The following is a 24,155-nucleotide window of genomic DNA, read 5'->3' as shown; positions in this document are numbered from 1 at the left end:
ACACACGCTGTCTGCAACTAAGAGAGAACAAAGGAGACGCAGCATGAAATCGTTGAAATGGATACTGATCTTATCGTTCCTGATATTCCCCTTCTCCAACTTGACTAGCGAAGTGGCATCGGCTCAAGGTGCTTCAGATACGCTTATCTTGCAAATCGGCAGTAACGTAATGAAGCATAATGGGAAGTCATACAAATCGTCACAACCGGTAACCGCGGTGAAAGATACAACTTTTATTCCGTTTAGCTCCATCGCATCCCGTTACGGATACGCCATTTCGTATGATGCGAAGAAGAAGGAATCGATTGCAACCGGTTCTTCGAATGTCCTTCGTTTTAAGATTGGAAGCATGTATGCATATCGCGGCGGCACGCCTGTTAAGTTAACGGGGAAGCCGTATATTCTGAATGGTTCCCTCATGGTACCGCTTCGTTCATGGGGCATACTCACGGACAGTGCGATTGCAGTAGCAGGAAAGCAAATTACATTATCTTGGAACACCGTTGTCGTTCCGAAGAAGCCAAAAGCGTTCTTCGAAGTACAGCCGACTGAAATTTATGCAGGACAAACAACGGTAGCGTATATCGATCGTTCGATTAACTATACGGACGCGCCATTCGTCGATGATCGGTATGAAGGCCGTATGGATGTATTCCCGGAAGCGGGGATCTATACTATTACGAGACAGGTTCAAGATGTTAACGGTTTATGGAGCGATCCTTTCGCTGTAACCGTCGATGTCAGACCGCCGAATGAGGCGCCAGTTGCCGACTTTACCACAGAGCGATCCAGCTATCGGATCGGTGAGAATATTACCTATATCGATCAAAGTACCGATGACGAGAACAATATTGTTCGTCGTACATGGACAGGCAATGACAAGGCCTTCTTCGAAGCAGGCGATAAGCAGGTTACGCTTGAGGTAGAGGATCGCCATGGCATGGTTCATTCGGTCACGAAGACGGTCACGGTGACGTCGGAAGTGCTCTACACACGGGATGAATATAATAAATTGTTCACCAAAATTGGCGATAAATTCAGTATAGACAGCAATTCCGTGTTGAATATTCCGGCACTGACGTATGCCTTCCAATCGGAATCGGCTCAGATGGTGCGCAGTAACAGCCCGGAGACGCTGCTTCAAGAGGGCATTGCTTACGAGGCTCAGCTAACGGGGCAAGTACGATTCATGTTCCACAATGTGAACAACATCGGTTATCCGGTCAAAATGTATTTGCTTGCAACAAACAACAACGGCACGCCGGTTAATGTAAACACCAGCTCAATCGGCATCGGTGGTCCGGATCCGTATGTTGTGAATACCGGAAAGCTTTCTACCGTGCGTTACTTGAAGTCAATCGGCGAGAATCCTTCTCCAAGATGGATGACGATCAGACCGCATGAAACGAAAGAGATTCTTCCTGAAATTTCGAAAACGCCGATGAAAATCATGGAAGTTCTGTCGGCTTATGCAGATATCTACGCTGACCAAGAGCTGAAATTCCAAATTGTCGTCGTAGCCGCAGGCAAGAACCCGATTGCAGAGCTGCCGAACTTGTCCGTTATGCCGCGGGACGGCAAGCATGTCAGAGGGACATTCTACAACGCAGACCGCGACATCGATCTGAATGATACGCTAGGGGAAACGCCGCAGCGTATTATGCTGGGCGATAAGAAGCTGGATACGTATTTGGATGGCATTGACGATACAAGCGGTCAATTAGAGTACAACATCGGCAATTTCGGCGTTCTCTACAAACTACGCCTGCCGCATGTGGCGCCTAATACACTGATTGCCCTGAATGCAAGAGGCGGGTACTACACCGGAGCCTTTATGATTAATGGTCAGGTGGTCACCGTCGCGAACGAGACGATTCTGAAGGACAATAAGGAAGCGGTCGTTCTATACCGCACCGGCAATTCGGAAGAGTCTGTCGAAATGGTATTCACGTTAGCTGCGGGCAGCAACTTACCGGTTGCCATGCTGTTCCTGCCACTGCCGGGATTCCGCAAGTAAGACAAAAGCCTGCAAGCTGGATACACGCTCTGAAGTAGAGCGAGTACCGGGCTTGCAGGCTTTTTTGTCATGCGCAGGCAGCTTATGAGCTTACCAAGGCAGTGTGATTTCAACTTCGCGGCGAAGCTCTGCGGAACGAATAACGCCGTCGATAATCGCTTGCTGAATCATAATTTGCTCGCCCGGAATCGGGGCAGGGCGGCCTTCGCGAATCGCATCCACGAAGTCGCGGACTTTCTCGAAGAACAGGTCTTTATTGTGTTCAATAGCAGGTACAGGCGTAGACGTTTGTTGGCCCATGAAATCATGGTACAACGTCATGCTGCCGACTTTGCCATCCCAAACGCCGGACCAGTTGCCTGAGCCGTGAGGGTTGACTTTGAGACCGCCATCGGTGCCAAGGAAGATCGTGGAACCGAGCGAGTCCATATGCATCGCCCAAGAAATCTTGAACTGAAGCACGAGATCGTTCTCGAAACGGACCATCGCAACGCCGAAGTCTTCCACTTCAAACTTGCTTGCTTCGGGATGATAGAGCGGATTGGTACCGAAATGATTGCTTGTAAATGCCGAAACGGTAAGCGGGCGCGGGTAGCCAAGTGCGTTCAAGGCCATATCAAGCGAGTAGCAGCCGATATCCGCCATTGCGCCGGCACCGGCGAGTGCTTTGCTGATGAACGTGCCGCCAGGCATGCCGCGTCTGCGGCCGCCGCCGGTTTCGACGTAATAGACGTTGCCGAGCTTGCCGGATTGCACGATGTCCTGAACCAGCTTCATGTTGGGGTCATAGCGCGGCTGGAAGCCGATTGTCAGCATACGGTCTGTTTCGCGGGCGGTTTGCACCATATCAACCGCTTCTGCCAACGTTACGGACATCGGCTTCTCAAGAAGAACTTGCTTGCCGGCACGAAGGGCATCAACTGTAGTGGCATGATGGGACACGTTAGGCGTACAAATGCTGACTCCGTCCAGATCCAATTCCAGCATACTGCGGTGACTGTCAAAAGCTTGCGTATCTGTTAATGAGAGCGATTCCGTAAATTGTTTGGCTTTGCCTGGAATGACATCTGCGACTGCAACAATTTCAACGCCCGGCAACTGTTTGTACTGACGAACATGTGCATGTGCGATACCGCCGCTTCCGATAATCCCAATTCGAATAGGCTTCGTAGTGGTCAACTTCGATTCATCTCCTTTAACTTCTCGTCCAATCCGGACGATTTCACCGACGTATGCTGAATGCGGAACTGTCTCGGCGTCATATTGAACCGCTTCTTAAAGACATAATACAAATAATTGCTGCTGGCAAAACCATGCTCAAGCGCGATATGCTCGATCGGATTCTGACCTTCAATAATCGCGGAGCATACTTGAGAGAGGCGGTAATTTTCCAAATACGCGCTGAATGATTCTTCACCCTGCTCGCGGAAGATGCGCTGCAGCTGCCTTGCACTGATCGGAATGCGTTCAGCTACCTCTTGAAGAGTTAATGGCTGCGCATAGTTATCATGAATAAACTGGGTGGCAATCCGAAACCGGTGCTCGTTCATATTCCTTGACGGCGGTTTGAACGTAGCGTTAGGAACCGACGACATCCGTGATGCGCGAAGCAAGATCTGAATGATCGATTGCTTGATCGAAGAGAAAGCACCGGGCTGTCCTTCCGTCCAAGCGCGGTAAGCCGACAGAAACCAAGACATCGCATTGTACTGGTCGACATGCGGACGCAGCGGCAGGTTATTAAGCGCCTGAATGCAATTCTCCGCTTCATGGCGTTCCCAAGGATCTCCCCAGCTTTCTTCATCATCACTTTCGGGAATCGGCACGATATCAATGTGCAGACACAGCTCATCCATCGCTTCGCGGGCATCCGCTTCTTGCTGATGGAGTACATTCGGGCCGGTTAAATAGAACAGCCCTTCATGCAGCTGGTGGACCGTGTCTTCCATGATGACAGTACCTTTGCCGCGGGGAATAAAATGAAACTCGTATTCCGAATGCTTGTGGAAACGAACGATTTTGCCCGGAGAGAAGGTAGCGAGATGGCAGCGAAGTACCCGAAAGCCGTACCCTCCCCAGCGGAACTGAATGTCCAGCCGATCTATTTCATCACTGCGAGTTGCCATGATTGAATACGTAAACGGTTTAGCCAAGGCGCTGCCACCTCCTTCTTCGGAAATTCGTTTAGTTTTTCAGCTCGGAAAGGGATACCGAACGTTTCTCGTTCTCGGAAATCGTGGAAGCTTCCATGATTTTCGTCAGGTCGATCGCAAGCGCGATGTTCTCATCGGCAGTTGTGTCATTCAAGATATGACCTACCCATTGATCGAAAGCAGGAATGCGGTTAGCCGGTTGGTCGATCGTTACCCACTCTTGCGGCGAATCCGATTTCGTGCTGCGTACGCGAACCGCATTGTCCGGGAAGCCGTATAGGAGCGATCCGTCTGTACCATGGATTTCGAAGCAGAATGGGGAGCACGCGTTAACGAAGCCCGCTTCCGCGATACCGAATGCGCCGTTTGCATAACGCAAAGTCGTAACGGTGTTGTCATCAACTTCTTTGCCTGTAACGTGACCGAAAGTCGCATTAACGCTCTCAGGCAAGCCGAGGAACAAACGAGTCAGGTAAACCGGGTGGCAGCCCAGATCGATCAGAGCGCCGCCGCCGCATTGCTCCAGGTTGTAGAAATGCTCTGGCAGCCAGCCGGCTGTCGCACCGTTGTGGGACAAGCGAACGCGCACTTGAGTCAAATCGCCAAGCAGGCCTTGGCTAAGCACTTCTTGTGCAGCAAGCGTGTAAGAATCGTTGATACGCGGAAGGGAAACGGTCAATTTCACGCCTGCTTCATTAACAGCAGCGATAATTTCGTTTACTTCGCTAAGCGTTGGAGCGATAACTTTCTCCGTGAAAATATGTTTGCCGGCCCGCGCGGCTTTCACCATTACGTCGCGGTGCATGTTTGTCGGTGTATCTACAACTACAGCGTCGATATCTGTGCGAGCAAGCAGCTCATCCAGGTCAGCGATGAATTGTACGCCCAGTTTGTCCGCATTTTCTTGACCGCGGTTTGGCAGCTCGTCCCATACAGCTACGATCTCTGTGTTTGGATTTTCTTGAACTTGTTTGGTGTAATCCCAGGCATGTACATGCCAGTAGCTAAGCATTCCTACGCGAATCATCTAGAAATTCCTCCTGTTAAGTGCTTGAATTTGGGTAATGATGTCGTGCGATCGCAGTTTTTTGTGCTCTGATTATGCGACATGGTTTAACCCTAACACAATTGAAACCGCTGTTAAATACGTTACTATGACATATTAACTATAAAATTACGACATTGCTAGTAGGGAAGGGGAATATATACTTGTTAAATTGACGTTAAGATGAAATTAGGTCAAAATAGAACAAAAGGAGGCTGCGGCCATGCGAGCGATCATTAAAGCACCGATTCACGTATACCGCCGGTTTATTTCGCCGATCAAGCCGCCAACCTGCCGTTTCTATCCGACCTGTTCCGCCTACGCGCTGGAAGCAATCGATAAGCATGGTCCGCTTCGCGGAAGCTGGCTGGCAGCCAGACGCATTTGCCGCTGTCACCCCTTTCATCCCGGAGGGATCGATTATGTGCCGCCGACCCGCGAAGAACGCGAGAGGCAGGCGTCTGCCGGCCTTGACAGTGATACGCAAGATTCGGTATAGTTTTCGCAAGAGAATCATTACCAATAGGATGTTCGATGAACGGATAAGTACAAAAGAGATGACCTAACCAGAGAGCCGGGACAGGTGGAAGCCGGCAAGGTGCAGCTTTTGGAAAATGGTCCGGGAGAACTCGTGCTCGAGCGCTCGGCTGATTGGAAGCTGAAGTAAGGGTGCGGCGACTGACCTCGTTACCGGTTTAAAGGCCATCGCTGTGCACGTGCAGGCGTATGGTTCTAATGAAGCTTTCTCCGGAGCGGCATGTCGGGGAGAGAAAATTGGGTGGTACCGCGTTAGCGACAAGCTTTCGTCCCATAGTGGATGGAAGCTTTTTTTTGCGTTTATGATTCAGACTAAACCCGAACAAGGAGACGAGATACAATGAGTGAAACGACGAAACCATCCTTTTACATTACGACACCCATTTATTATCCGAGCGATAAGCTCCATATCGGTCATGCGTATACGACGGTAGCCGGTGATGCGATGGCTCGCTACAAGCGGCTGCGCGGTTATGACGTTTGGTATTTGACCGGTACTGACGAGCACGGCCAGAAGATTGAACGCAAGGCACAAGAGAAGGGCAAAACGCCTCAGCAGTTCGTCGACGATATCGTAGTAACCATTAAAGAGCTGTGGAAGAAGCTTGATATCTCCAACGATGATTTCATTCGCACAACGGAAGATCGCCATAAAGCAGTCGTGGAGCAAATCTTCGATCAGCTGCTTCAGCAAGGCGATATCTATAAAGGAAACTACGAAGGCCTGTACTGCACGCCATGTGAATCGTTCTTCCTGGAGCGTCAGCTGGTAAACGGCAACTGTCCGGATTGCGGACGTCCGGTGGAGCTGGTGAAGGAAGAGAGTTATTTCTTCCGGATGAGCAAATACGCGGATCGTTTGCTGCAGTTCTACGAAGAGAACCCGGAATTTATTCAGCCGGAATCCCGCAAGAACGAAATGATCAACAACTTCATCAAGCCGGGCCTTGAAGACTTGGCGGTATCCCGTACAACCTTCGATTGGGGCGTTAAAGTAAAAGGCGATCCTAAGCATGTCGTGTATGTTTGGATCGATGCGCTGTCGAACTATATTACGGCGCTGGGCTACGGTTCGGACAATCAGAGCCGCTACGACAAGTTCTGGCCGGCTGACGTACACTTGGTCGGTAAAGAAATCGTGCGGTTCCACACCATCTACTGGCCGATTATGCTGATGGCGCTTGATTTGCCGCTTCCGAAGAAGGTCTTCGCGCACGGATGGCTTCTAATGAAGGATGGCAAAATGTCCAAGTCCAAAGGCAATGTCGTTGATCCGGTAACCTTGATCGACCGTTACGGTCTCGATGCGCTTCGTTATTACTTGCTTCGCGAAGTGCCGTTTGGCGCGGATGGTACGTTCACACCCGAGAACTTCGTGGAACGGATCAACTTCGACCTTGCGAATGATCTTGGCAACCTGTTGAACCGGACGATCGCGATGATCGACAAATATTTCGGCGGCAATGTTCCGGCTTACGATGGTATTGTAACGGCATTCGATGAGACATTGTCCACACTGGCGATTGGCACGGCTGATCAGGTCGAAGCCGCCATGGAGCGTATGGAGTTCTCCGTAGCGCTTACTGCGATCTGGCAGCTAGTCAGCCGCACGAACAAATATATCGATGAAACCCAGCCATGGACACTCGCAAAGAACGAAGAGAAACGCGGCGAGCTTGCTTCTGTTATGCATCACTTGGCAGAATCGCTCCGCATCATCTCCATTCTGCTGCAGCCGTTCCTGACAAATGCGCCGCTTAAGATCCGCGCGCAGCTTGGACTTACAGAAGGTGCGCTGACGGATTGGAACAGCACGAAGCAATTCGGCCAATTCCCGGGCGGCACGAAAGTAGCGAAGGGCGATCCGATCTTCCCGCGCCTCGACGTAGCGGAGGAGACTTCGTTTATCGCCATCTCTATGGGCGGCGGTACTGCATCCGCAGAAGCTGCTGCTGAGCCGGCTGCAGCCGAAACTGTGGCAGCTCCGGCAGCACCTGTGGAGACAGAAGCACCGGCAACGAAAGAAGAGATTGCCATTGATGAGTTTGCCAAGGTAGAACTGCGCGTGGCGCAAGTGTTGGCTGCCGAGCCGATTCCGAAGGCGGATAAACTTCTGAAGCTGCAGCTGGACCTGGGTTTCGAGAAGCGTCAAGTTGTTTCCGGAATCGCCAAATTCTACACGCCGGAGCAGCTTGTAGGACGCAAAGTCATTTGCGTAACCAACCTGAAGCCGGTTAAGCTGCGCGGCGAAATGTCGCAAGGCATGATTCTAGCCGCTTCGCACGGTGATCAATTGACATTGGCAACTGTGCCTGACGATATGCCTAACGGTGCAATTGTGAAATAAGCATGAACGATGGACCGCCGGAGCGCTATGCTCCGGCGGTTGCTTGTTGACAGGGCATATAGGCGTCTATATAATCAAATTGTAATGTTTACGATTATGAGAAGTAGAGGTGCACAGAACGCATGGTTTTGAAATTATTCCGTCCGATGGCGCTGTCAGCGATTACGCTGGCTTTTCTTGTTTTTATACTCACCGGCTGCGGTTCCGCATCGCAAGGCAAGCTGGTAGAGGGGAAGCTGAATGTTGTAACCAGCTTCTACCCGCTTTACTTCCTCGCTGAGCAAATCGGGGGAAGCGGCGCGAATGTCATTAATATGATCCCGGCCGGCGTAGAGCCGCATGATTGGAGCCCGAAGAGCCGTGACTTGGACACGGCCTCGAAGGCACAGCTGTTTCTGTATAACGGTGCAGGCTTGGAAGGCTGGGTCGATGATTTCTTGCAAGGTTTGCCGAGCGATACGAAGTTAATGACCGTAGAAGCAAGCAAGGATATTGTGAAAATCTCCGGCAATCCGGAGGATCACGATGAGGGTCACGATGATGATGAACATAGCCATCATGTCGATCCTCATACATGGGTTAGCCCCAAATCCATGCTCATTATGGCGAAGACCGTATTGGATCAATTTGTTGCAGCAGACCAGTCACATAAGAGTGATTACGAAACCAACTATGCTAAGCTGCAAGCGAAGCTAACGGAGCTGGATGATTCGTATACGAAGGCGCTGAGTGCAGCGCCACGCAAGGATATTGTGACATCGCACCAGGCGTTTGGATATTTGGCCCGTGATTACGGACTGAAACAAGTGGCTATAATGGGGTTGTCCCCTGATGCAGAGCCGAAAGCTCAGGATTTGCTTCGCATCGCTAAGTATGTGAAGGACAATGGGATTAAATATATCTTCTTTGAAGAGCTGGTATCCGACGAATTGGCAAAGACGCTTGCCAGGGAAGCTAACGTCAGCACGATGGTGCTGAACCCGCTTGAAGGGCTTACGCCGGAGCAGGAAGCCAAGGGAGAAGATTATTTCTCTCTAATGAAGGCAAATTTGCAAAATCTAGTTCAAGCCTTACAATAGAAAGAAGGAAACAAGGATGCAGACAAAGCAGCAACAACAGCCGTTTGTGTGCCATCAGCCGATCATAGAGTTAAACGATGTCTCGTTTGCCTATGAGCAAAAACCGGTCATCGACGATGTCTGTTTTTCGATCCAGGAGCGGGACTTCGTGGGGCTAATCGGCTCCAACGGAGCAGGGAAGACGACATTGTTGCGAATGATTGTAGGTTTGATGAAACCGACAAGCGGGACGATCAAGCTGTTCGGTGAGCCTGTCGGGCAATTTAGAGATTGGAACCGAATCGGCTATGTACCGCAAAAGAATTCATTTAATCCGCTCTTCCCGGCTACCGTGCGGGAGGTCGTGTTATCCGGTTTATACAGCCGCAATAAGCTGTTTAAACGGATATCGAAGGCGGATAGCATCAAGTGCGATGAAGCGTTACATGCGATGAAGATCGAGGATTTGGCCGGCAAACGAATCGGGCAGCTGTCCGGCGGCCAACAACAGCGTGCTTTTCTGGCGCGCGCGCTCATCAACAACCCCGCATTGCTCATCCTGGACGAGCCGACGGTCGGTATCGATTCCGAGACACAGGAAGGGTTCTTCCACCTGATCAAACATATGCATCAGCACCATAACATTACGTTCCTGATGGTTTCGCATGATATGGAGATGATCCGTTCTTATTTAGGTCAGCAGCCGAAGCAGCAATGCGGCAAAATCAAGTTTTATGTGAAGCATTCTCATGATCTGGAGGATTGCGTGGAAACGAATTTGACGCACAGCTTACGAGAGCTGCGTCATTCCATGGAGAGAGGGAAAGTAGGCGTTTAGGTGGATATCGTAACGAGTGAATTTTTTCAGAGGGCGCTGATCGGGGGCGTGCTCATTGGTATTACGGCCCCGCTTATGGGCCTTTTTCTTGTCTTGCGAAGGCTCTCTATGATCGGGGATACTTTAGCGCATGTTTCGATAGCGGGGGTTGCATTGGGGTTTCTGATCGGTGTCTACCCTGTGGCGATGGGGCTCCTATTCGCGCTTGCCGCCACGTTCGCCATTGAGAAGCTGCGCAAAGCGTACAAGACCTATGCGGAGCTGTCAATCGCCATCATTATGTCGGGCGGCGTAGCGCTTGCATCCTTGCTATTTACAATGGGCAAAGGCTTTAACGTCAGCGTCAGCGGATATTTGTTCGGCAGTATTTACACGCTTGATTCCGTGGATCTCATATTAATCGGAGTCGTAACCGTCATTGTATTGCTCGCTGTTGCACTTCATGCGAAAGAATTGTTTCTGCTCACCTTCGACGAAGATGCGGCAGCTGTAAGCGGTTTGCCGACACGTTATTTCAATTTCATGATCAGTGTGCTCACGGCACTCGTCATCAGCGTGTCAATCAAGATCGTCGGTGCATTGCTCGTGTCCGCGCTGCTTACCATTCCGGCGGCTTGCAGTCTAATCATCGCCAGAAGTTTCCGGCAATCCGTAGTCACGGTTGTCGTCATTGCAGAGCTTGCCGTTACAATCGGGTTGCTGGTTGCAGGTGTATGGAACCTGGCGCCGGGCGGCACGATCGTTATGCTTCTTATTGTTATGCTATTGCTGCTTCTTTCCATCAGACGGAAATTCAGCGCAGGATGAAGATGGAGGTGTTGTACATATGTCTGACGTAACGATTTGGGCTGCGTTCGGAGCAGGGATCGCTTCCTTTATTTCTCCATGCTGCCTGCCGCTATACCCGTCGTATTTATCCTATATCACCGGTGTATCCGTAAGCGATTTGAAGAGCGAACATCCCGGCAAGGTAGTCCGGATTCGCACGATGTCCCATACGTTCTTCTTCATCTTAGGGTTTTCGGTCGTTTATTACACGCTGGGTTATGGCACAAATGCATTCGCGGAACTGTTCTCCGAGTATCAAACGCTTATTCGACAGCTCTCTGCCGTCCTTATCATTCTGATGGGCCTTATCTTAATGGGACTGATTCAGCCGAAATTATTGCTGCGCGAAATGAAAATACCGCTCAAAACCAACCGTTCCGGTTACTTTGCATCCTTTATCTTCGGCATCGGCTTCTCCGCAGGCTGGTCACCGTGTACAGGTCCGATTCTGGCCAGTATCCTGTTAATGGCTGCTTCCGAGCCGGGAACGTGGTTCCAGCTTACGACCGCTTACGCGCTCGGCTTTGCGATTCCGTTCTTCGTACTGGCCTTCTTCATCGGCTCAACGAGATGGATCGTACGGTATTCCGCCATCATGATGAAAATCGGCGGCGCCGTCATGCTGCTCATGGGCGTGCTGCTCTTCACCGACCGAATGACGAAGATCACGATCTGGCTGAACACCATCACGCCGGATTGGCTGAAGTTCTAATCACTGCTTAAAGTAAGCTTCAGAACGAAGGGATGTGCCTGCGGCTGCTGTTGATAGGGGGTTATTTCGGATTAGGTTTTAAGGTTATATCCCCCCATCAAAGGCAGCACGTAAACTCTCCGGTCACACCCTTCTTTTCTTACGTACTTTTAGCAGTTCAAGTGAAATACTCAATCTTAGCATCTTCAAAATGTTCAAAGATGCGCTCCGAGATAAACATGCGGAGCGCTTCTGCTTGTTCATCGGGGTATACATATTTGCCTTGTCCCCAGCGGCCCCATTTGTATTTGCGTTTCTCGATGTCCATTTCAAGCTTAGTCTTGGGGTATCGTTTCTCGATAACGTTCTTCGCTGTTTTCGTGAAGCGATGCTGAATAAGCTCGAAGGTTAAATTCGACGAGGCATCCTTCGGAAGAGCAGCAGCAAGGGATGAGAGGAGTTCCGCATAACCCTCTTGCCAGCCGTCGTGCCAGATAATCGGCGCAATGATGAAGCCGAGCGGATAACCGGCTCTGGCGATTTTGGCAGCAGCTTCAATACGCTGTTCAAATCGAGAGGTGTTAGGCTCAAAGTTCTTGATCACATAATTGGCATTGACGCTGAAACGAATGCGTGTATGATTGTTATGTTTAATATCGAGCAGGGAATCGACATAGTGATATTTCGTGACGAAACGAAGCCTGCCGTACTCTTGTCCGGCCATGAACGTAATAAGCTCGCGCAAGCTGCCTGAAATCGGCTCAAGACCGACCGGATCGGAGGTACAGGCGGCTTCGAACCTCGTAATTTCCGGAATGCGTTCATCGATATAAGCTTTAGCGGCTTGCATGATATCATCGGTATTCACGTAGATGCGGATATAAGGTTTGGCGCCAAGCGTCGTTTGAAGGTAACAATAATGGCAGTGTCCCATGCAGCCGGTGGCGATGGGGATGGCGTATTCAGCCGATGGCTTGGACGTATCGAATTTCAACGTTTTACGGATGCCGACGACGAGGGTTCTTTTTGCGATTTTATACTGTTCCAGTTCGGTTTCACCGGGTAAATTGGTAATGCGGTTATGGGAAGTCGTCATTTTGTACGGAATGCCGATGGACTTCACCCATTCCAAAATTCGTTGCCCTTTAGGATAGTCAAGCGCGGCAGGCTCGAAATAAACAAGTTCCGGAATAAAGGACTCGTGAACCACTCGTGAGTTCGCGGGCGGTCGATCAAGCACAGTTGTACTCAAGTGGAATACACCTCCTTGGGATTCGAACGAAAAGTACCGTTAGTTTGATGAAATCCGTCACAAAGCAAACATGGAAAGTTAAGTGCGACAGGTTGCGGCGTATATGGCGGGCGGTGTATGATACTAAGAGTAATGCGAGGATGGTCCTAACGTACGGGATGACGGTGAATGGAGGAAAGTGGAATGCCTACTCCGAGTATGGAGGATTATTTAGAACGGATTTATAAATTAATTGATGAAAAAGGATACGCGCGTGTCTCCGATATTGCGGAGGGACTTGAGGTACATCCTTCGTCAGTTACGAAGATGATTCAGAAGCTGGATAAAGACAGCTATCTGATTTATGAGAAGTATCGGGGCCTAGTGCTGACCAATAAAGGGAAGAAAATGGGCAAACGTCTCGTCGAGCGGCATCATTTGCTCGAAACGTTCCTGACGATTATAGGGGTGCAAGACGAGAACATTTATAAAGATGTGGAAGGGATCGAGCATCACTTGAGCTGGGATTCGATCACCTGCATCGAAACGCTTGTGGAATTTTTCCGTCGGGATCCTTCGCGCATGGAAGATTTCAAGGCCGTACACGCGGATTTGAATAACGAGTAGAAACAAAAGGGGCATCTCCAAGCCGTCATGAAGATCATGGCGCTTAGGGATGCCCCTTATAGTTGGTGCAGCTTAGTGATATTTAGGTAAATTGTCATCATCCTTGCCGCCTTCGATCACGCGAAACGGCATATTCTTGCGAGTTTTACTCTTGCTTGCCTGCTGCTGGTCCTTTCGCGCTCCGGTCTTATAACGCGGCTTGGCTTTCGCTCTTGCAGCGGCGCCCGGAGGGAATTTGTAGAGCAGGTAGATAGCACCGAATACGGCGATCGGGATGATTAGCTGGTAGGGATTACTTATCGTTTGGCTAATGATACCGATGACGACAAGCGCTAGGATGATGACTGACAGAAGGCTCATTTTACGAGGCATGACCTTCACCCTTCCTTCCCATATCTTGACTATTAGGCTTGCGTTTTGGCTACCTGGCCGTCCAGCTCCAGCATACGATTGAAGGAAGCGATTGATACAGCCACTTGCTCATCCGTAGGCTCTTTCGTCGTTAGCTTCTGAAGCCACAGCCCAGGGTAACCAAGGAAACGAAGTACGGGCAAATCGCGCAGCGCATTGGTGAAACGAAGCGCTTCGTAAGATGCGCCGAGTACTACCGGCAACAACAGGATGCGAAGATAAATCCGTTCCCATAAGGAATCCCAATGGAAAAACGAATATACGATCACGCCGACCAATACGGAGAACACGATGAAACTGCTTCCGCAGCGGTAATGCAAGCGTGTGAATCGTTGTACATTGGAAACCGTGAGCTCCGCTCCGGCTTCGTAAGCGCTTATTACTTTATGCTCTGCGCCGTGATACTGGAACAACCGTTTAATGATCGGTGTAAGCGAGATGAAATATAAATAAGAGAGCAGCAGTAAGATTTTGATAAAACCTTCAATCAGGTTGTGTACTATTATATTCTCGAAAGCTTGTTCGAAGAGCAACTGTTCGATAAGTGCCGGTACAAGGGTGAAAATCAGCTTACCGAATACGAAGGACAGAATCCCCGCAATCGCAACCCCGACAATCATGCTCAGGCTCCAGCCGCTTTTCTCCTTGGTCGCACTTGGCTTGTCGCCGTCTTTAGCTTCGTCCAACTCATCTTCCGCGTACGATTCCATCGAGAAATTTAAATGCTGTGATCCTTTGGCGCTTGATTCGAGAATAGCGACCACGCCGCGGAGCAGCGGTATTTTTTTGAGCTTCTGAATCCAAGGTTTTGTCGTGCGCGGTACCTCATAGAAAATGATTTCATTATTCTTCCGACGAACCGCAGTCACATTTGCGTGTCTTCCCGCAAACATAACTCCTTCAATGACGGCTTGTCCGCCATAAATATTTTGCGTGCTTTGAGACAAGGGCGAATCACCATCCTTTAGTTTGACATTTGCGTCTATGAATAATTTCGAATTCTCTCCTTATTGTACTTGATTCCCGAACTGATTGCGAGTAGCATCGATTCCCTGAAATGCTGAATGTTCCGATTTGCGGCAGAAACGATTGCGCATACTAACGCCAATCACTCTCTAGATCAATCCAGTTATAGGAGGCGCATGTCAGATGCGGAAAGTAACTACAGAACGCAGAAAGCATAACAGTCCAAGCGATTACAACGGTAAGCCGCATACAAATCCGTTTGCCTATTGCCTGAAATTAGGTTTTTTTGCCGGCGTCATTTGGGGGCTGCTGCATTGGCTCCTGTACGCGATTCACTTTACAAAGGTAATGCCTGGATTTCTCTTGGAGCCTTTCTTCCAGCAATCCTTCTTGAAGTCGGGATGGGGGCATTTCGCCGGAATTGCGGCATTTACCGTGTTTTCGATTATCGCGACTTTCATCTATAAGGTGCTGCTGGGGAGGCTGGGGGGACCATGGGCGGGCGTGTTCTACGGCTTAGTCTGGTGGCTCCTGCTGTTTATGACGATCGGTCCCGTTATGCAGATGATGGATCCCGTCAATAAAATCGGCTACGACACGTTATTTACGGAAGGCTGTTTCTTCACGCTATGGGGCTTGTTTATCGGCTACACGATTGCCTTCGAATTTACCGACGAGGCGTCCAGAGAACCGGTCGGCGCACTATAGCTATATCCAGGTCCGGAGAGCACTTCTCAAACGGTGGGTCTTTGTGATAGAATGGCTAATGATCTATGCGCCGGGAGGACTCTCCATGACCAGAATACTTGTACTAAATGGGCCGAATTTAAACATGCTCGGCATCCGGGAACCCGGTGTTTACGGTTCGATGTCGCTTCAAGCGATCGAATCGTTGGTGAAGGAAACCGCAGATTCGCTGGGAGCGGAGGTTTCGTTCTTTCAATCGAATCATGAGGGAGCGATCATTGATCGCATTCATGAAGCCTATGGCCAAGCGGATGGAATTGTTATGAATCCGGGTGCCTTTACCCATTACAGCTATGCGATTCGCGATGCGATCAGCAGTGTGGGCTTGCCTGTAGTAGAGGTACATATTTCGAATATTCATAAACGTGAAGCTTTCCGCCATGTTTCGGTCATAGCGCCTGTTGCCGTCGGACAAATTGCCGGTTTTGGCGCACAGAGCTATGTGCTTGGCTTGAACGCACTGCTTCAACATTTACAGCAGCATAATGAAAAAGGGTGATTCCATGACATCTAAACGTTTAGCCGGTTTACGCGATAAGCTCCCTGCTCTGCAGGCGGACGCGATTCTCGTAACGAGTGCCGTTAACCGTCGGTACATAAGTGGATTTACAGGCTCGTCAGGCGTGCTGCTCATCACCGCTTCAGACAGTTGGCTGTTGACGGATTTCCGTTATATGACACAGGCTCCAGAGCAAGCGCCGGACTTTACGGTTGTTGAGCATGGACCGAAGTGGATGGATACGGTGAAGGATCTGGCCGCTTCCGCGGGAGTTCGCAAGCTTGCTTTCGAACAGGATCACGTCGTATTCAGCAGCTATACCGCTTGGAAAGAAGCACTTGGCACTGCAATCGAATTGACCCCGGCTTCCGGCGTCATCGAAGATTTGCGATTGTTCAAGGATGAAGCAGAACTTGCCGTCATTCGTGAATCCTGCGCGCTGGCCGATGAAACGTTCAATCATATTCTCGGCTTTATCAAGCCGGGTCTGCGCGAACGCGAAGTTGCGCTTGAGATGGAGATGTTCATGCGCAGCAGAGGCGCGACATCGTCCTCGTTCGATACCATCGTAGCATCGGGAGAACGTTCCGCTTTGCCGCATGGTGTTGCAAGTGACCGTGTAATTGGCAATAATGAGTTTGTGAAGCTTGATTTTGGCGCTTTATATAACGGTTATTGCTCTGATCTTACGAGAACGATCGTGGTGGGGAAACCTACAGACCGTCATCGCGAGATTTATGACATTGTATTGGAAGCACAGCTTGCCGCATTGGCAGGCATCAAACCGGGCATGACCGGACGTGAAGCAGATGCGCTGGCGCGCGACATTATTACGCGTCATGGCTTTGGCGACAAATTCGGACATGGAACGGGCCACGGCTTTGGCATGGAAATTCACGAGTCGCCGCGGTTGTCGGTGGGCGGAACGACCGTTCTTGAACCGGGTATGACCGTAACGGTAGAGCCGGGCATTTACATACCTGGTTTCGGCGGCGTTCGGATCGAAGACGATATCGTCATCACCGCTGATGGAAATGCGTTATTAACCTCATCCCCGAAGACATTGTTCACTTTGGCGTGAGTTTTATAAAAACAGGGTGCGTTAAACTCCCTATTCCAATCAAAGAGAGCGTTTGATTCCATCAAACTCCCTATTACAGTACAGGAGGAATTGCAGTGATTTCAGTTAATGATTTTAAAACAGGCCTAACCGTTGAGGTAGAAGGCGATATCTTCACCGTTATTGATTTTCAACACGTTAAACCGGGTAAAGGCGCAGCGTTCGTTCGCTCGAAGCTGAAGAACCTCAGAAACGGCAACACAGTTGAAAGAACGTTCCGCGCAGGCGAGAACATTGGTAAAGCCAACATCGAGAACCGTGCCGTACAATATCTGTACAACTCCGGCTCCGAATATTCTTTCATGGATAACGAAACGTATGACCAATTCACGCTTGATAAAAAGCAACTGGAATGGGAAATCAACTTCCTGAAAGAAAACATGACCGTTAACATCTCCAGCTACAATACAGAAATCATCGGTATCCAATTGCCGAACACGGTTGACCTGAAAGTAACGGAAACAGAGCCGGGCGTTAAAGGCAACACGGCACAAGGCGCTACGAAGAACGCAACTTGTGAAACAGGCCTTAACGTTCAAGTTCCGCTCTTCATTAACGAAGGCGATGTACTGCTGATCGATACGCGCGACGGCAAATATATCTCCCGTGCTAAAGAGCAATAAGAAGCAGCTGCAAAGCCGTCCGGACATCGCGCCGTACGGCTTTTTTGTCATATTCAAACTTACGTATATATGCTATAATCTTGTTTTATGAAGAACATTAGACTTTACACTTAGAACTGCGTTGGGAGTGGATCAGAAGTGTCGTTGATAGTAATGAAGTTCGGCGGCAGCTCCGTCGGCTCAACAGAGCGGATGCAACGGGTTGCAAGGCGAATCGCCGATTATAAGGAAGCCGGTCATAAGGTTGTAGTAGTCGTCTCCGCTATGGGAGATACAACCGATGATCTAATCGATCAATCCAAGCTGCTAAACGCGAACCCGCCCGCACGTGAAATGGATATGCTGCTGACGGTAGGCGAACAAATATCGGTTGCGCTGCTTTCGATGGCCATTGATGCAATTGGGCACAAGGCGATGTCATTCACAGGTTGGCAAGCAGGAATCGAGACAGAAGCGGTTCATGCGAAGGCACGGATTACGGATATTAAGCCGGATCGTATTTTTGCTGCATTAGACAACGGGTACACGGTAATTGTTGCAGGTTTCCAGGGTTCCACTTCAGAAGGCGATATCACGACACTGGGCCGCGGCGGCTCCGATACGACGGCCGTAGCGCTGGCTGCTGCCATTAAAGCGGATGTCTGTGAAATTTACACGGATGTGGACGGAATCTATTCGACGGATCCGCGCGTAGTGAAATGCGCCCGTAAATTGGATGAGATTTCGTACGACGAAATGCTCGAGCTTGCGAACTTAGGCGCAGCCGTCCTTCATCCGCGAGCGGTGGAATATGCCAAAAATTATAATGTACGTCTTGTAGTTCGTTCTAGCTTTACGCAAAATGAAGGCACGAGTGTGAAGGAGGAAGCGGTCATGGAACAAGGGATGGTCGTTCGCGGCATCGCCTATGACAAAAACGTAGCACGAATCAGTATTCTGGGTGTAGAAGATATTCCGGGCGTACTTGCAAAAGTGTTCGGCGCGCTTGCTTCTAACGGCATCGACGTTGATATTATCGTTCAAAGCGGCACCCAAGACGGTAAAGCAGACTTTGCGTTCACGGTTTCCCTGAACGATAAAGATAAAGCAATCGCAGTCGTAGAGAGCATTCGCAATGAAGTGCCATACCGCGAAGTCAACTCCGAAGTGGATCTCGTTAAAGTATCCATCGTTGGCGCAGGCATGGTCAGCAACCCGGGTGTCGCAGCCAAAATGTTCGCGGCGATCTACGAGCTGGGCATCAGCATTAAGCTGGTTTCCACTTCCGAGATTCGTCTATCGGTCGTTATTGCCGCCGATACGGTGCATGATGTGATCCGTGCGCTTCATACCGCTTACGGACTTGACACGGCTGAGCAAGTATTTGTTGGCGGTCCACAAGACAGACGCTAAGTGTATAGATGGACAGATAGAACAAAGGACAGCAGCGCCATTGAGCGCTGCTGTCCTTTTTGCTGCCGTGTCGTTCATCTTATTTAGAACCGGTCGGCAATGAAGCTGAACAGTTTAAACAAGATCGCCGTAATCCCGGCTGCCATAAGCGGACCAACCGGAATACCGCGCAGAAACACGATGCCAATTATGGATCCCACCACCAAGCCTACGATGAGCTGCGGGTCGAATTTTAGCATTTCGAGGCCTTTGCCGTTGACATAGGTGGCGATCGCGCCGCCGGTCAGAGCCAGTATGCCGGGCCAGGAGGTAATGACATTCATCATGTCCTTGGAGCTGATTCGCTCGGATGCGAATGGGACAAGCACGCTGAACGTCAGAAATAACAAACCAAGCTCAAGTCCTCTTCGTTCGATCGTAGGGAGGAACCGCTCCAAATGGACGAGCTTGACGATCAGCAGCACACAGGCTGCCGTAGAAATAATCGGCGAACGGCCGATTAAGCCGATTACAATCAGAAGAACAAGAACGACTTCCCCGCTCATGCTTGTGGACTCCTTCAATCCGTATGTCACCGCCTTCGCGCCTCACGCGCAGGCGCCCATACCCCATTGTATGGAACAAGCCTTCCGGTTATGTCAGTTTAGCATCGCTCAGCTCTGTACGAGCATATCCCCTTGCATTCTCGGAACGATCCCGCTTATGTTCACTTGACTGCAGCGCTCAATATCCCGTCCGCTTCCATTCTTGTAGAGCCGTTTACCTGTTGTGCTGGTCTGCAGCATCTCATGAATCGTAGTTCCGGCGCTCTTATAGAGTCCGAGCATAGCGGAGCCGATATCATTCATCTCCAGCGGAGCAGGGCTGAGCTGCTGCAGCTCGCTTATCAGCAAGCCGGCGCATAAGCCGTCCTCAAGCGCGAATTCATCATGGCTTCCGGCGCAAAGCAGCACAATATCGCGGCGCAGCTCCAGCGCCGTACGCGCACAGGCTGCCGCATTATTAAGGGAACCGACGAGCACATGATCGGCTCGCATCGCTTTATGAATGGCGCGCGTGCCATTCGTAGTCGTTAATACAATTCGACGGCCGAGTACGTTGTCGGCTGTGAATTCCTCCGGAGAGTTTCCCAGATCAAAGCCGGGAATTTTGCGGCAGAAGCGTTCACCCGCGATTAAATTGCCGCCGCTTTGCAGCGCCCTCGCTTCGAGGACGGTTTCGACAGGCACAATGCCGGCTGCTCCGGCTTCCAACGCAGCAACGATCGTACTCGTCGCGCGCAGCACATCAATGACGATAGCTGTCCGATGCGTGAATCGTTCGGATTGCGCTTCGTTGACGTTGGAGATGACTTCGATATGCATACGTGAAACAACATCCTTCCCAAGCTTCCTTAAATCATATAAATAAACGGCTCAACGCGAGCGCCGAAATTGAACGTATCTGATCGGAGTCCCCGGCGCATTGTTTCCAGCGCCATCACTTCCGAAGGTTGAATATTGCCCAAATTCACTTCCGAGCCGAACGTTTGCAGGAGCAGAACCTGCTGCTGCTTCAAGGGGGTTTCCCACATGATGCGAGAAATATCGCCCAGAGAATGGCTGACAGCTTCCAGCACACTTTGGGAGCATTCGCCGTTACGATCGAACAAACCGACATTCATCCCGGATTCTCTCGCTTCAATCGTGACTAAAGCGGCACCTGCCTGCCAGTCTGCCTCGGCCGTTACAACCAATTCATTGGCATCCACAAGAGAACCGGACAGTTTCTTGCCGTATTCGGTGACGACATCCAGACCATTGCTAAGTCCTTCTTTAATGAGATCCGTACGGAGCTTGCGGCTGAGTTCGATGGTGCCGTCCGAAACCTCGATTCCGTTAAACCCAAGTCGGCATACCGTGCGGAAGAATGCAGGCACGACTTCCTGTTGGACGGCCGTCTCAAGCAGGGTTCCGCCGGGCATGATCGTAAGTCCGCATCGTTTTGCCAGCTCGATTTTGCTCAAGAGCAGATCGGTTGGATAGAGGGGAGCTGTACCGAAGCCCAGTTTAATGCAATCGATGTAACCAGCTGCTGTTTCGAGCAGATCTGAGAATGCATGACGTCCGAGTCCTTTGTCAATGACCATGGTTTTGCCGCGTCCGGTTGTCCGGTGCGCATTCTGGGCGACCTCACGCCGGCCGCTTGGATCGTTTAAAGCCGAAGGCCAAGAAGCCTGTGATATAGATCTCATGATATCTCCTCGCAATCGTTTCTTTTCCACAGCAATATATGCAGGGAGCCCAGAGCGTGTGCGAAGGGAGAAAGTGCCTCGTACTCGTATTTGCCAAAGTTGTGAGAATGAAAGAGAGACAGGCCTGCATAGGCTGTAGAAGAGCCGGGCGTTCTAGCAATACGTGCTGCGCGCTCATGTTCACTAGGGAAAGAGGCGATAGAGATGCTTAACAAAATCGTGCTTAGCATGGCATCGATCCGCATGTTCTCCGGCTCGCTGGAGATAATGGCCGCACTGCTGATGCTGCGTCTGAATCAAATCGACAAAGCGCTCGTTGTCAACTCGTCACTCGCACTTGTAGGTCCGTTCGTGCTGATTTCAACGACCATGATCGGACTCATAGGTCTCTCGGATAAATTATCGTTTGGCAAAATGCTTTGGATCGTTTGCGGCGTCGCTTGCATTCTGATCGGCGTGCTCAAGAAATGAGCCAAAGAAGTCTTCCGCAGAGGGTTGCGAAACGGGGAATCTAGTCATATTACGCGGCTTTGCGGAATAGAATGGGATACAAAGATGGACAATCACTCACACTTACTCTAGCAATCTAGCAGAAACGAAGAGCCGGGAGGGATGCCGGATGCTCAAAAAAGTGCAGCATTTGCTGCCTTCCGAGCTTACAGAAGTGCTCGGACGAATACCGGAGCGGCTGAAGGATGCCGTGGAAGAGATTCGGATCCGGGAGAACAGACCGCTTGAAATCAGCACCGGGCTGGCCTTCTGGTTCGTCTCCGTGCAGGGCGTCCTGCTGCCGAATCCGGAGAATGCGTACAAGCCTTCCCCGGAGACATGCCGCAAGCTGCTCGAACGTGTAACGAACCACTCGCTCTACGCGATGGAAGAAGAACTGCGCCGCGGCTACATCACGGTAGCCGGCGGCCATCGAATTGGACTGGCTGGGCGCACGGTGCTGGAGCATGGACAAGTTCGCGGCATCCGTGATATTGCTGCATTCAATGTACGGATAGCCAGAGAAGTCATTGGCGCGGCCGCATCGCTGCTGCCGAAGCTGCTGGACCATCAGAGGCGTTCCTTGCAATCCACGCTCGTGATCGCGCCGCCTCAGCAAGGCAAGACGACGCTGGTCCGAGACCTGGCAAGAGCGGTCAGCAGCGGCGCTTGGGGACATCCTTCCGCGATGGACTGGCCCGGACGCAAGGTCGGCATCGTGGATGAACGGTCCGAAATCGCCGCTTGCGTCAGAGGGGTTCCCACCTTTGATGTCGGCCCTCGAACCGATGTGATGGATGCTTGTCCGAAAGCGGAGGGGATGATGATGATGCTTCGCTCGATGTCTCCGGAAATTATGATCGTCGATGAAATCGGCCGCGAAGAGGATGGCGATGCCATTCTGGATGCGAGCCATGCCGGCGTTACGGTAATCGCGACCGCACATGCCAAGGACCTGGAGGATGCGAGAGGCCGGCCGGTGCTGGGCAGATTGCTCGCTGCCGGGGCATTCCAGCAATGCGTGGAGCTTCGGCGCAATGGCGGAAGCCTGATGAGCCGCGTGCTCCCGGCCGCGGCAGCCGGCAGAGCGCCGGCGGCCAGAGAGCCGACTGCATGGAAGGGAGGCGATCGTCATGGTTGAGCTTATCGGCGCTGCGTTAATTTTATTTGCCGGCACCATGATCGGCTTCCTCCAGGCGTCGCGCTATGCCGCGCGGCCGATCCAGATCAGGCAGCTGATCTACGCCTTACAACGGCTTGAGACCGAAATCGGCTATGGGTACACGCCGCTTCCGGAGGCTATCAGCCGCAGCGCAGCTCACTTGCCTGAGCCGGTTGCATCGTTGCTCCTTGATGTCAACAGGCGCCTGGAGCAGACGGGCGAGCTGACCTTCCGCGAAAGCTGGGAAGGAGCAGCGAATGCGTATTGGCCGCATACGGCGATGCGGCAGCCGGAGCAGGCGGCATTGATTCGACTCGGCTCTGCGCTTGGAATCAGCGACAGGGAAGATCAGATCAAGAACCTGAAGCTTGCGATGCAGCAGCTGCAGTCGGAGGAAGAAGCGGCACGGCACGATAGTGCGCGGTTTTCGAAAATGTGGAAGAGCCTCGGAGTTCTCACAGCCGCGCTAGTCGTCATTTTGATTTTGTAGCGGGGTGCCGGAAGAATGAACATTGATGTGAGCGCCATCTTTCAAATTGCCGGAATCGGCATTATCACGGCGATGATCCATACCGTACTCAAGCAGATGGGCAAAGAAGATATGGCGCACTGGGTCACGCTGATCGGCTTTGTCGTCGTCCTTTTTATGGTCGTGAGCCTCTTGAACGATCTGTTTCAAGAAATCAAAACGATCTTCCTGTTTCAATGACGCTACTGGGGCAAGGCGGGTGAACGCAACTTGGAAATCATCCAAATCGTCGGGCTCGGTTTAGTCGCGACGGTGCTCGTCCTCGTCGTACGCGAACAGAAGCCGATGTTCGGTTTCTTGCTTGCAGCCTTTACGGGGCTCTTCATTTTCTTGTTTGTCATCGGCAAAATCGAAGCGGTCATCACGGTGCTGGAGCAGCTGGCGGATCGATCCGGCATACCGTCCATCTACTTGAAGACGATTCTGAAAATCATCGGAATTGCCTACATTGCGGAGTTCGGTTCCCAAATTGTACGAGACGCCGGGCAGGAAAGCATCGCTTCGAAGATTGAATTTGCCGGTAAAATACTCATTCTCGTGCTGGCCGTCCCGATTATCAGCGTCATCGTAGAAACAGTACTCGGCCTTCTGCCGGTGGGGAGTTGAAGCATT

Annotated in this window: 27 protein-coding genes; 18 read left to right on the top strand and 9 right to left on the bottom strand. The window is 51.0% G+C overall.

Annotation, left to right across the window (positions count from 1 at the left end; all coding sequences use genetic code 11):
• Positions 1 to 43 precede the first annotated feature (43 nt).
• Positions 44 to 2,017 (top strand): stalk domain-containing protein, encoded by a 1,974-nt coding sequence (locus BM412_RS14865; protein WP_091219303.1) that lies wholly within the window; start codon positions 44 to 46, stop codon positions 2,015 to 2,017.
• Between the two features lie 90 nt (positions 2,018 to 2,107).
• Here the strand turns inward: BM412_RS14865 and BM412_RS14860 are convergent, their stop codons facing one another.
• From BM412_RS14860 to BM412_RS14850, 3 genes are read right to left on the bottom strand one after another with little or no spacing between them, the layout of a single operon-like run.
• The gene (locus BM412_RS14860) at positions 2,108 to 3,196 is read right to left on the bottom strand and encodes a Gfo/Idh/MocA family protein (RefSeq protein WP_091219300.1); all 1,089 of its coding nucleotides are present in this window, start codon (positions 3,194 to 3,196) and stop codon (positions 2,108 to 2,110) included.
• The gene (locus BM412_RS14855) at positions 3,193 to 4,170 is read right to left on the bottom strand and encodes an AraC family transcriptional regulator (RefSeq protein WP_240548126.1); all 978 of its coding nucleotides are present in this window, start codon (positions 4,168 to 4,170) and stop codon (positions 3,193 to 3,195) included. Before BM412_RS14855 ends, BM412_RS14860 begins: the two co-directional genes overlap by 4 nt.
• A gap of 31 nt (positions 4,171 to 4,201) precedes the next feature.
• Positions 4,202 to 5,197, bottom strand: coding sequence for a Gfo/Idh/MocA family protein (locus BM412_RS14850; RefSeq protein ID WP_091219297.1), 996 nt, complete (start codon positions 5,195 to 5,197; stop codon positions 4,202 to 4,204).
• 241 nt (positions 5,198 to 5,438) lie between these two features.
• Here BM412_RS14850 and yidD point away from each other — a divergent pair, with 241 nt between their 5' ends.
• The 6 genes from yidD to BM412_RS14820 all read left to right on the top strand — a co-directional run bounded on the left by yidD (position 5,439) and on the right by BM412_RS14820 (position 11,535).
• Complete coding sequence (gene yidD / locus BM412_RS14845) at positions 5,439 to 5,714, top strand: membrane protein insertion efficiency factor YidD (RefSeq protein WP_091219294.1); 276 nt, start codon at positions 5,439 to 5,441, stop codon at positions 5,712 to 5,714.
• A 378-nt stretch (positions 5,715 to 6,092) separates the two neighbouring features.
• Positions 6,093 to 8,099 (top strand): methionine--tRNA ligase, encoded by a 2,007-nt coding sequence (gene metG / locus BM412_RS14840; protein WP_091219291.1) that lies wholly within the window; start codon positions 6,093 to 6,095, stop codon positions 8,097 to 8,099.
• A gap of 122 nt (positions 8,100 to 8,221) precedes the next feature.
• A complete protein-coding gene (locus tag BM412_RS14835; protein WP_091219289.1) occupies positions 8,222 to 9,178 on the top strand; it encodes a metal ABC transporter solute-binding protein, Zn/Mn family in 957 nt (318 codons plus the stop codon).
• A 16-nt stretch (positions 9,179 to 9,194) separates the two neighbouring features.
• A complete protein-coding gene (locus tag BM412_RS14830) occupies positions 9,195 to 9,995 on the top strand; it encodes a metal ABC transporter ATP-binding protein (protein ID WP_091219286.1) in 801 nt (266 codons plus the stop codon).
• Positions 9,996 to 10,802, top strand: a complete 807-nt coding sequence (locus BM412_RS14825; RefSeq protein ID WP_091219284.1) for a metal ABC transporter permease — start codon at positions 9,996 to 9,998, stop codon at positions 10,800 to 10,802.
• A gap of 19 nt (positions 10,803 to 10,821) precedes the next feature.
• Positions 10,822 to 11,535, top strand: a complete 714-nt coding sequence (locus BM412_RS14820; RefSeq protein WP_091219281.1) for a cytochrome c biogenesis CcdA family protein — start codon at positions 10,822 to 10,824, stop codon at positions 11,533 to 11,535.
• A 157-nt stretch (positions 11,536 to 11,692) separates the two neighbouring features.
• On the opposite strand, the gene splB is transcribed toward BM412_RS14820, so the two are convergent.
• Complete coding sequence (gene splB, locus BM412_RS14815; protein ID WP_177245835.1) at positions 11,693 to 12,766, bottom strand: spore photoproduct lyase; 1,074 nt, start codon at positions 12,764 to 12,766, stop codon at positions 11,693 to 11,695.
• 183 nt (positions 12,767 to 12,949) lie between these two features.
• Here splB and mntR point away from each other — a divergent pair, with 183 nt between their 5' ends.
• Complete coding sequence (gene mntR, locus BM412_RS14810) at positions 12,950 to 13,372, top strand: transcriptional regulator MntR (RefSeq protein WP_091219278.1); 423 nt, start codon at positions 12,950 to 12,952, stop codon at positions 13,370 to 13,372.
• Positions 13,373 to 13,444: 72 nt separating this feature from the next.
• On the opposite strand, the gene BM412_RS14805 is transcribed toward mntR, so the two are convergent.
• Positions 13,445 to 13,732 (bottom strand): hypothetical protein, encoded by a 288-nt coding sequence (locus BM412_RS14805; protein ID WP_143111630.1) that lies wholly within the window; start codon positions 13,730 to 13,732, stop codon positions 13,445 to 13,447.
• Between the two features lie 44 nt (positions 13,733 to 13,776).
• Positions 13,777 to 14,730 carry a DUF1385 domain-containing protein gene (locus BM412_RS14800; RefSeq protein WP_091219272.1) on the bottom strand — a complete coding sequence of 318 codons (954 nt, stop codon included), beginning with the start codon at positions 14,728 to 14,730 and terminating at the stop codon, positions 13,777 to 13,779.
• A gap of 202 nt (positions 14,731 to 14,932) precedes the next feature.
• On the opposite strand from BM412_RS14800, the gene BM412_RS14795 reads away from it, so the two are divergent.
• From BM412_RS14795 to BM412_RS14775, 5 genes are all read left to right on the top strand, one after another.
• Positions 14,933 to 15,457 (top strand): YqhR family membrane protein, encoded by a 525-nt coding sequence (locus BM412_RS14795; protein WP_091219270.1) that lies wholly within the window; start codon positions 14,933 to 14,935, stop codon positions 15,455 to 15,457.
• Positions 15,458 to 15,542: 85 nt separating this feature from the next.
• Positions 15,543 to 15,995 carry a type II 3-dehydroquinate dehydratase gene (aroQ, locus tag BM412_RS14790; RefSeq protein WP_091219267.1) on the top strand — a complete coding sequence of 151 codons (453 nt, stop codon included), beginning with the start codon at positions 15,543 to 15,545 and terminating at the stop codon, positions 15,993 to 15,995.
• Between the two features lie 4 nt (positions 15,996 to 15,999).
• Positions 16,000 to 17,076 (top strand): M24 family metallopeptidase, encoded by a 1,077-nt coding sequence (locus tag BM412_RS14785; RefSeq protein ID WP_091219265.1) that lies wholly within the window; start codon positions 16,000 to 16,002, stop codon positions 17,074 to 17,076.
• 95 nt (positions 17,077 to 17,171) lie between these two features.
• Entirely contained in the window at positions 17,172 to 17,738 is a 567-nt protein-coding gene (efp, locus tag BM412_RS14780; RefSeq protein ID WP_090976934.1) for an elongation factor P, read from the top strand.
• Positions 17,739 to 17,876: 138 nt separating this feature from the next.
• Positions 17,877 to 19,130: an aspartate kinase gene (locus BM412_RS14775; RefSeq protein WP_091219262.1), complete on the top strand. Its 1,254-nt coding sequence runs from the start codon at positions 17,877 to 17,879 to the stop codon at positions 19,128 to 19,130.
• A gap of 83 nt (positions 19,131 to 19,213) precedes the next feature.
• Here BM412_RS14775 and BM412_RS14770 read toward each other — a convergent pair whose 3' ends face one another.
• The 3 genes from BM412_RS14770 to BM412_RS14760 form a co-directional block, all read right to left on the bottom strand.
• Positions 19,214 to 19,675, bottom strand: a complete 462-nt coding sequence (locus BM412_RS14770) for a DUF441 domain-containing protein (protein ID WP_091219260.1) — start codon at positions 19,673 to 19,675, stop codon at positions 19,214 to 19,216.
• Positions 19,676 to 19,783: 108 nt separating this feature from the next.
• On the bottom strand, positions 19,784 to 20,494 hold the full coding sequence (locus tag BM412_RS14765; protein WP_091219257.1) for a 2-phosphosulfolactate phosphatase: 711 nt from the start codon (positions 20,492 to 20,494) through the stop codon (positions 19,784 to 19,786).
• A 29-nt stretch (positions 20,495 to 20,523) separates the two neighbouring features.
• Positions 20,524 to 21,363 (bottom strand): phosphosulfolactate synthase, encoded by an 840-nt coding sequence (locus BM412_RS14760; protein WP_091219255.1) that lies wholly within the window; start codon positions 21,361 to 21,363, stop codon positions 20,524 to 20,526.
• 204 nt (positions 21,364 to 21,567) lie between these two features.
• Here BM412_RS14760 and BM412_RS14755 point away from each other — a divergent pair, with 204 nt between their 5' ends.
• The 5 genes from BM412_RS14755 to spoIIIAD all read left to right on the top strand — a co-directional run bounded on the left by BM412_RS14755 (position 21,568) and on the right by spoIIIAD (position 24,149).
• On the top strand, positions 21,568 to 21,834 hold the full coding sequence (locus BM412_RS14755) for a YqhV family protein (RefSeq protein WP_091219253.1): 267 nt from the start codon (positions 21,568 to 21,570) through the stop codon (positions 21,832 to 21,834).
• 148 nt (positions 21,835 to 21,982) lie between these two features.
• Positions 21,983 to 22,993 (top strand): stage III sporulation protein AA, encoded by a 1,011-nt coding sequence (spoIIIAA, locus tag BM412_RS14750; RefSeq protein ID WP_091219251.1) that lies wholly within the window; start codon positions 21,983 to 21,985, stop codon positions 22,991 to 22,993.
• Positions 22,986 to 23,504 (top strand): stage III sporulation protein SpoIIIAB, encoded by a 519-nt coding sequence (gene spoIIIAB, locus BM412_RS14745; RefSeq protein ID WP_091219248.1) that lies wholly within the window; start codon positions 22,986 to 22,988, stop codon positions 23,502 to 23,504. Before spoIIIAA ends, spoIIIAB begins: the two co-directional genes overlap by 8 nt.
• 15 nt (positions 23,505 to 23,519) lie before the next feature.
• Positions 23,520 to 23,723, top strand: a complete 204-nt coding sequence (spoIIIAC, locus tag BM412_RS14740) for a stage III sporulation protein AC (RefSeq protein WP_090976915.1) — start codon at positions 23,520 to 23,522, stop codon at positions 23,721 to 23,723.
• 30 nt (positions 23,724 to 23,753) lie between these two features.
• The gene (spoIIIAD, locus tag BM412_RS14735) at positions 23,754 to 24,149 is read left to right on the top strand and encodes a stage III sporulation protein AD (RefSeq protein WP_091219247.1); all 396 of its coding nucleotides are present in this window, start codon (positions 23,754 to 23,756) and stop codon (positions 24,147 to 24,149) included.
• Positions 24,150 to 24,155 lie beyond the last annotated feature (6 nt).

It is taken from the genome of Paenibacillus sp. BC26 (assembly GCF_900116125.1).
GTDB lineage: Bacteria > Bacillota > Bacilli > Paenibacillales > Paenibacillaceae > Paenibacillus_Z > Paenibacillus_Z lignilyticus.
The sequence above is the reverse complement of the archived record's forward strand: the minus strand, read 5'-3'. Positions and strand labels throughout refer to the sequence as shown.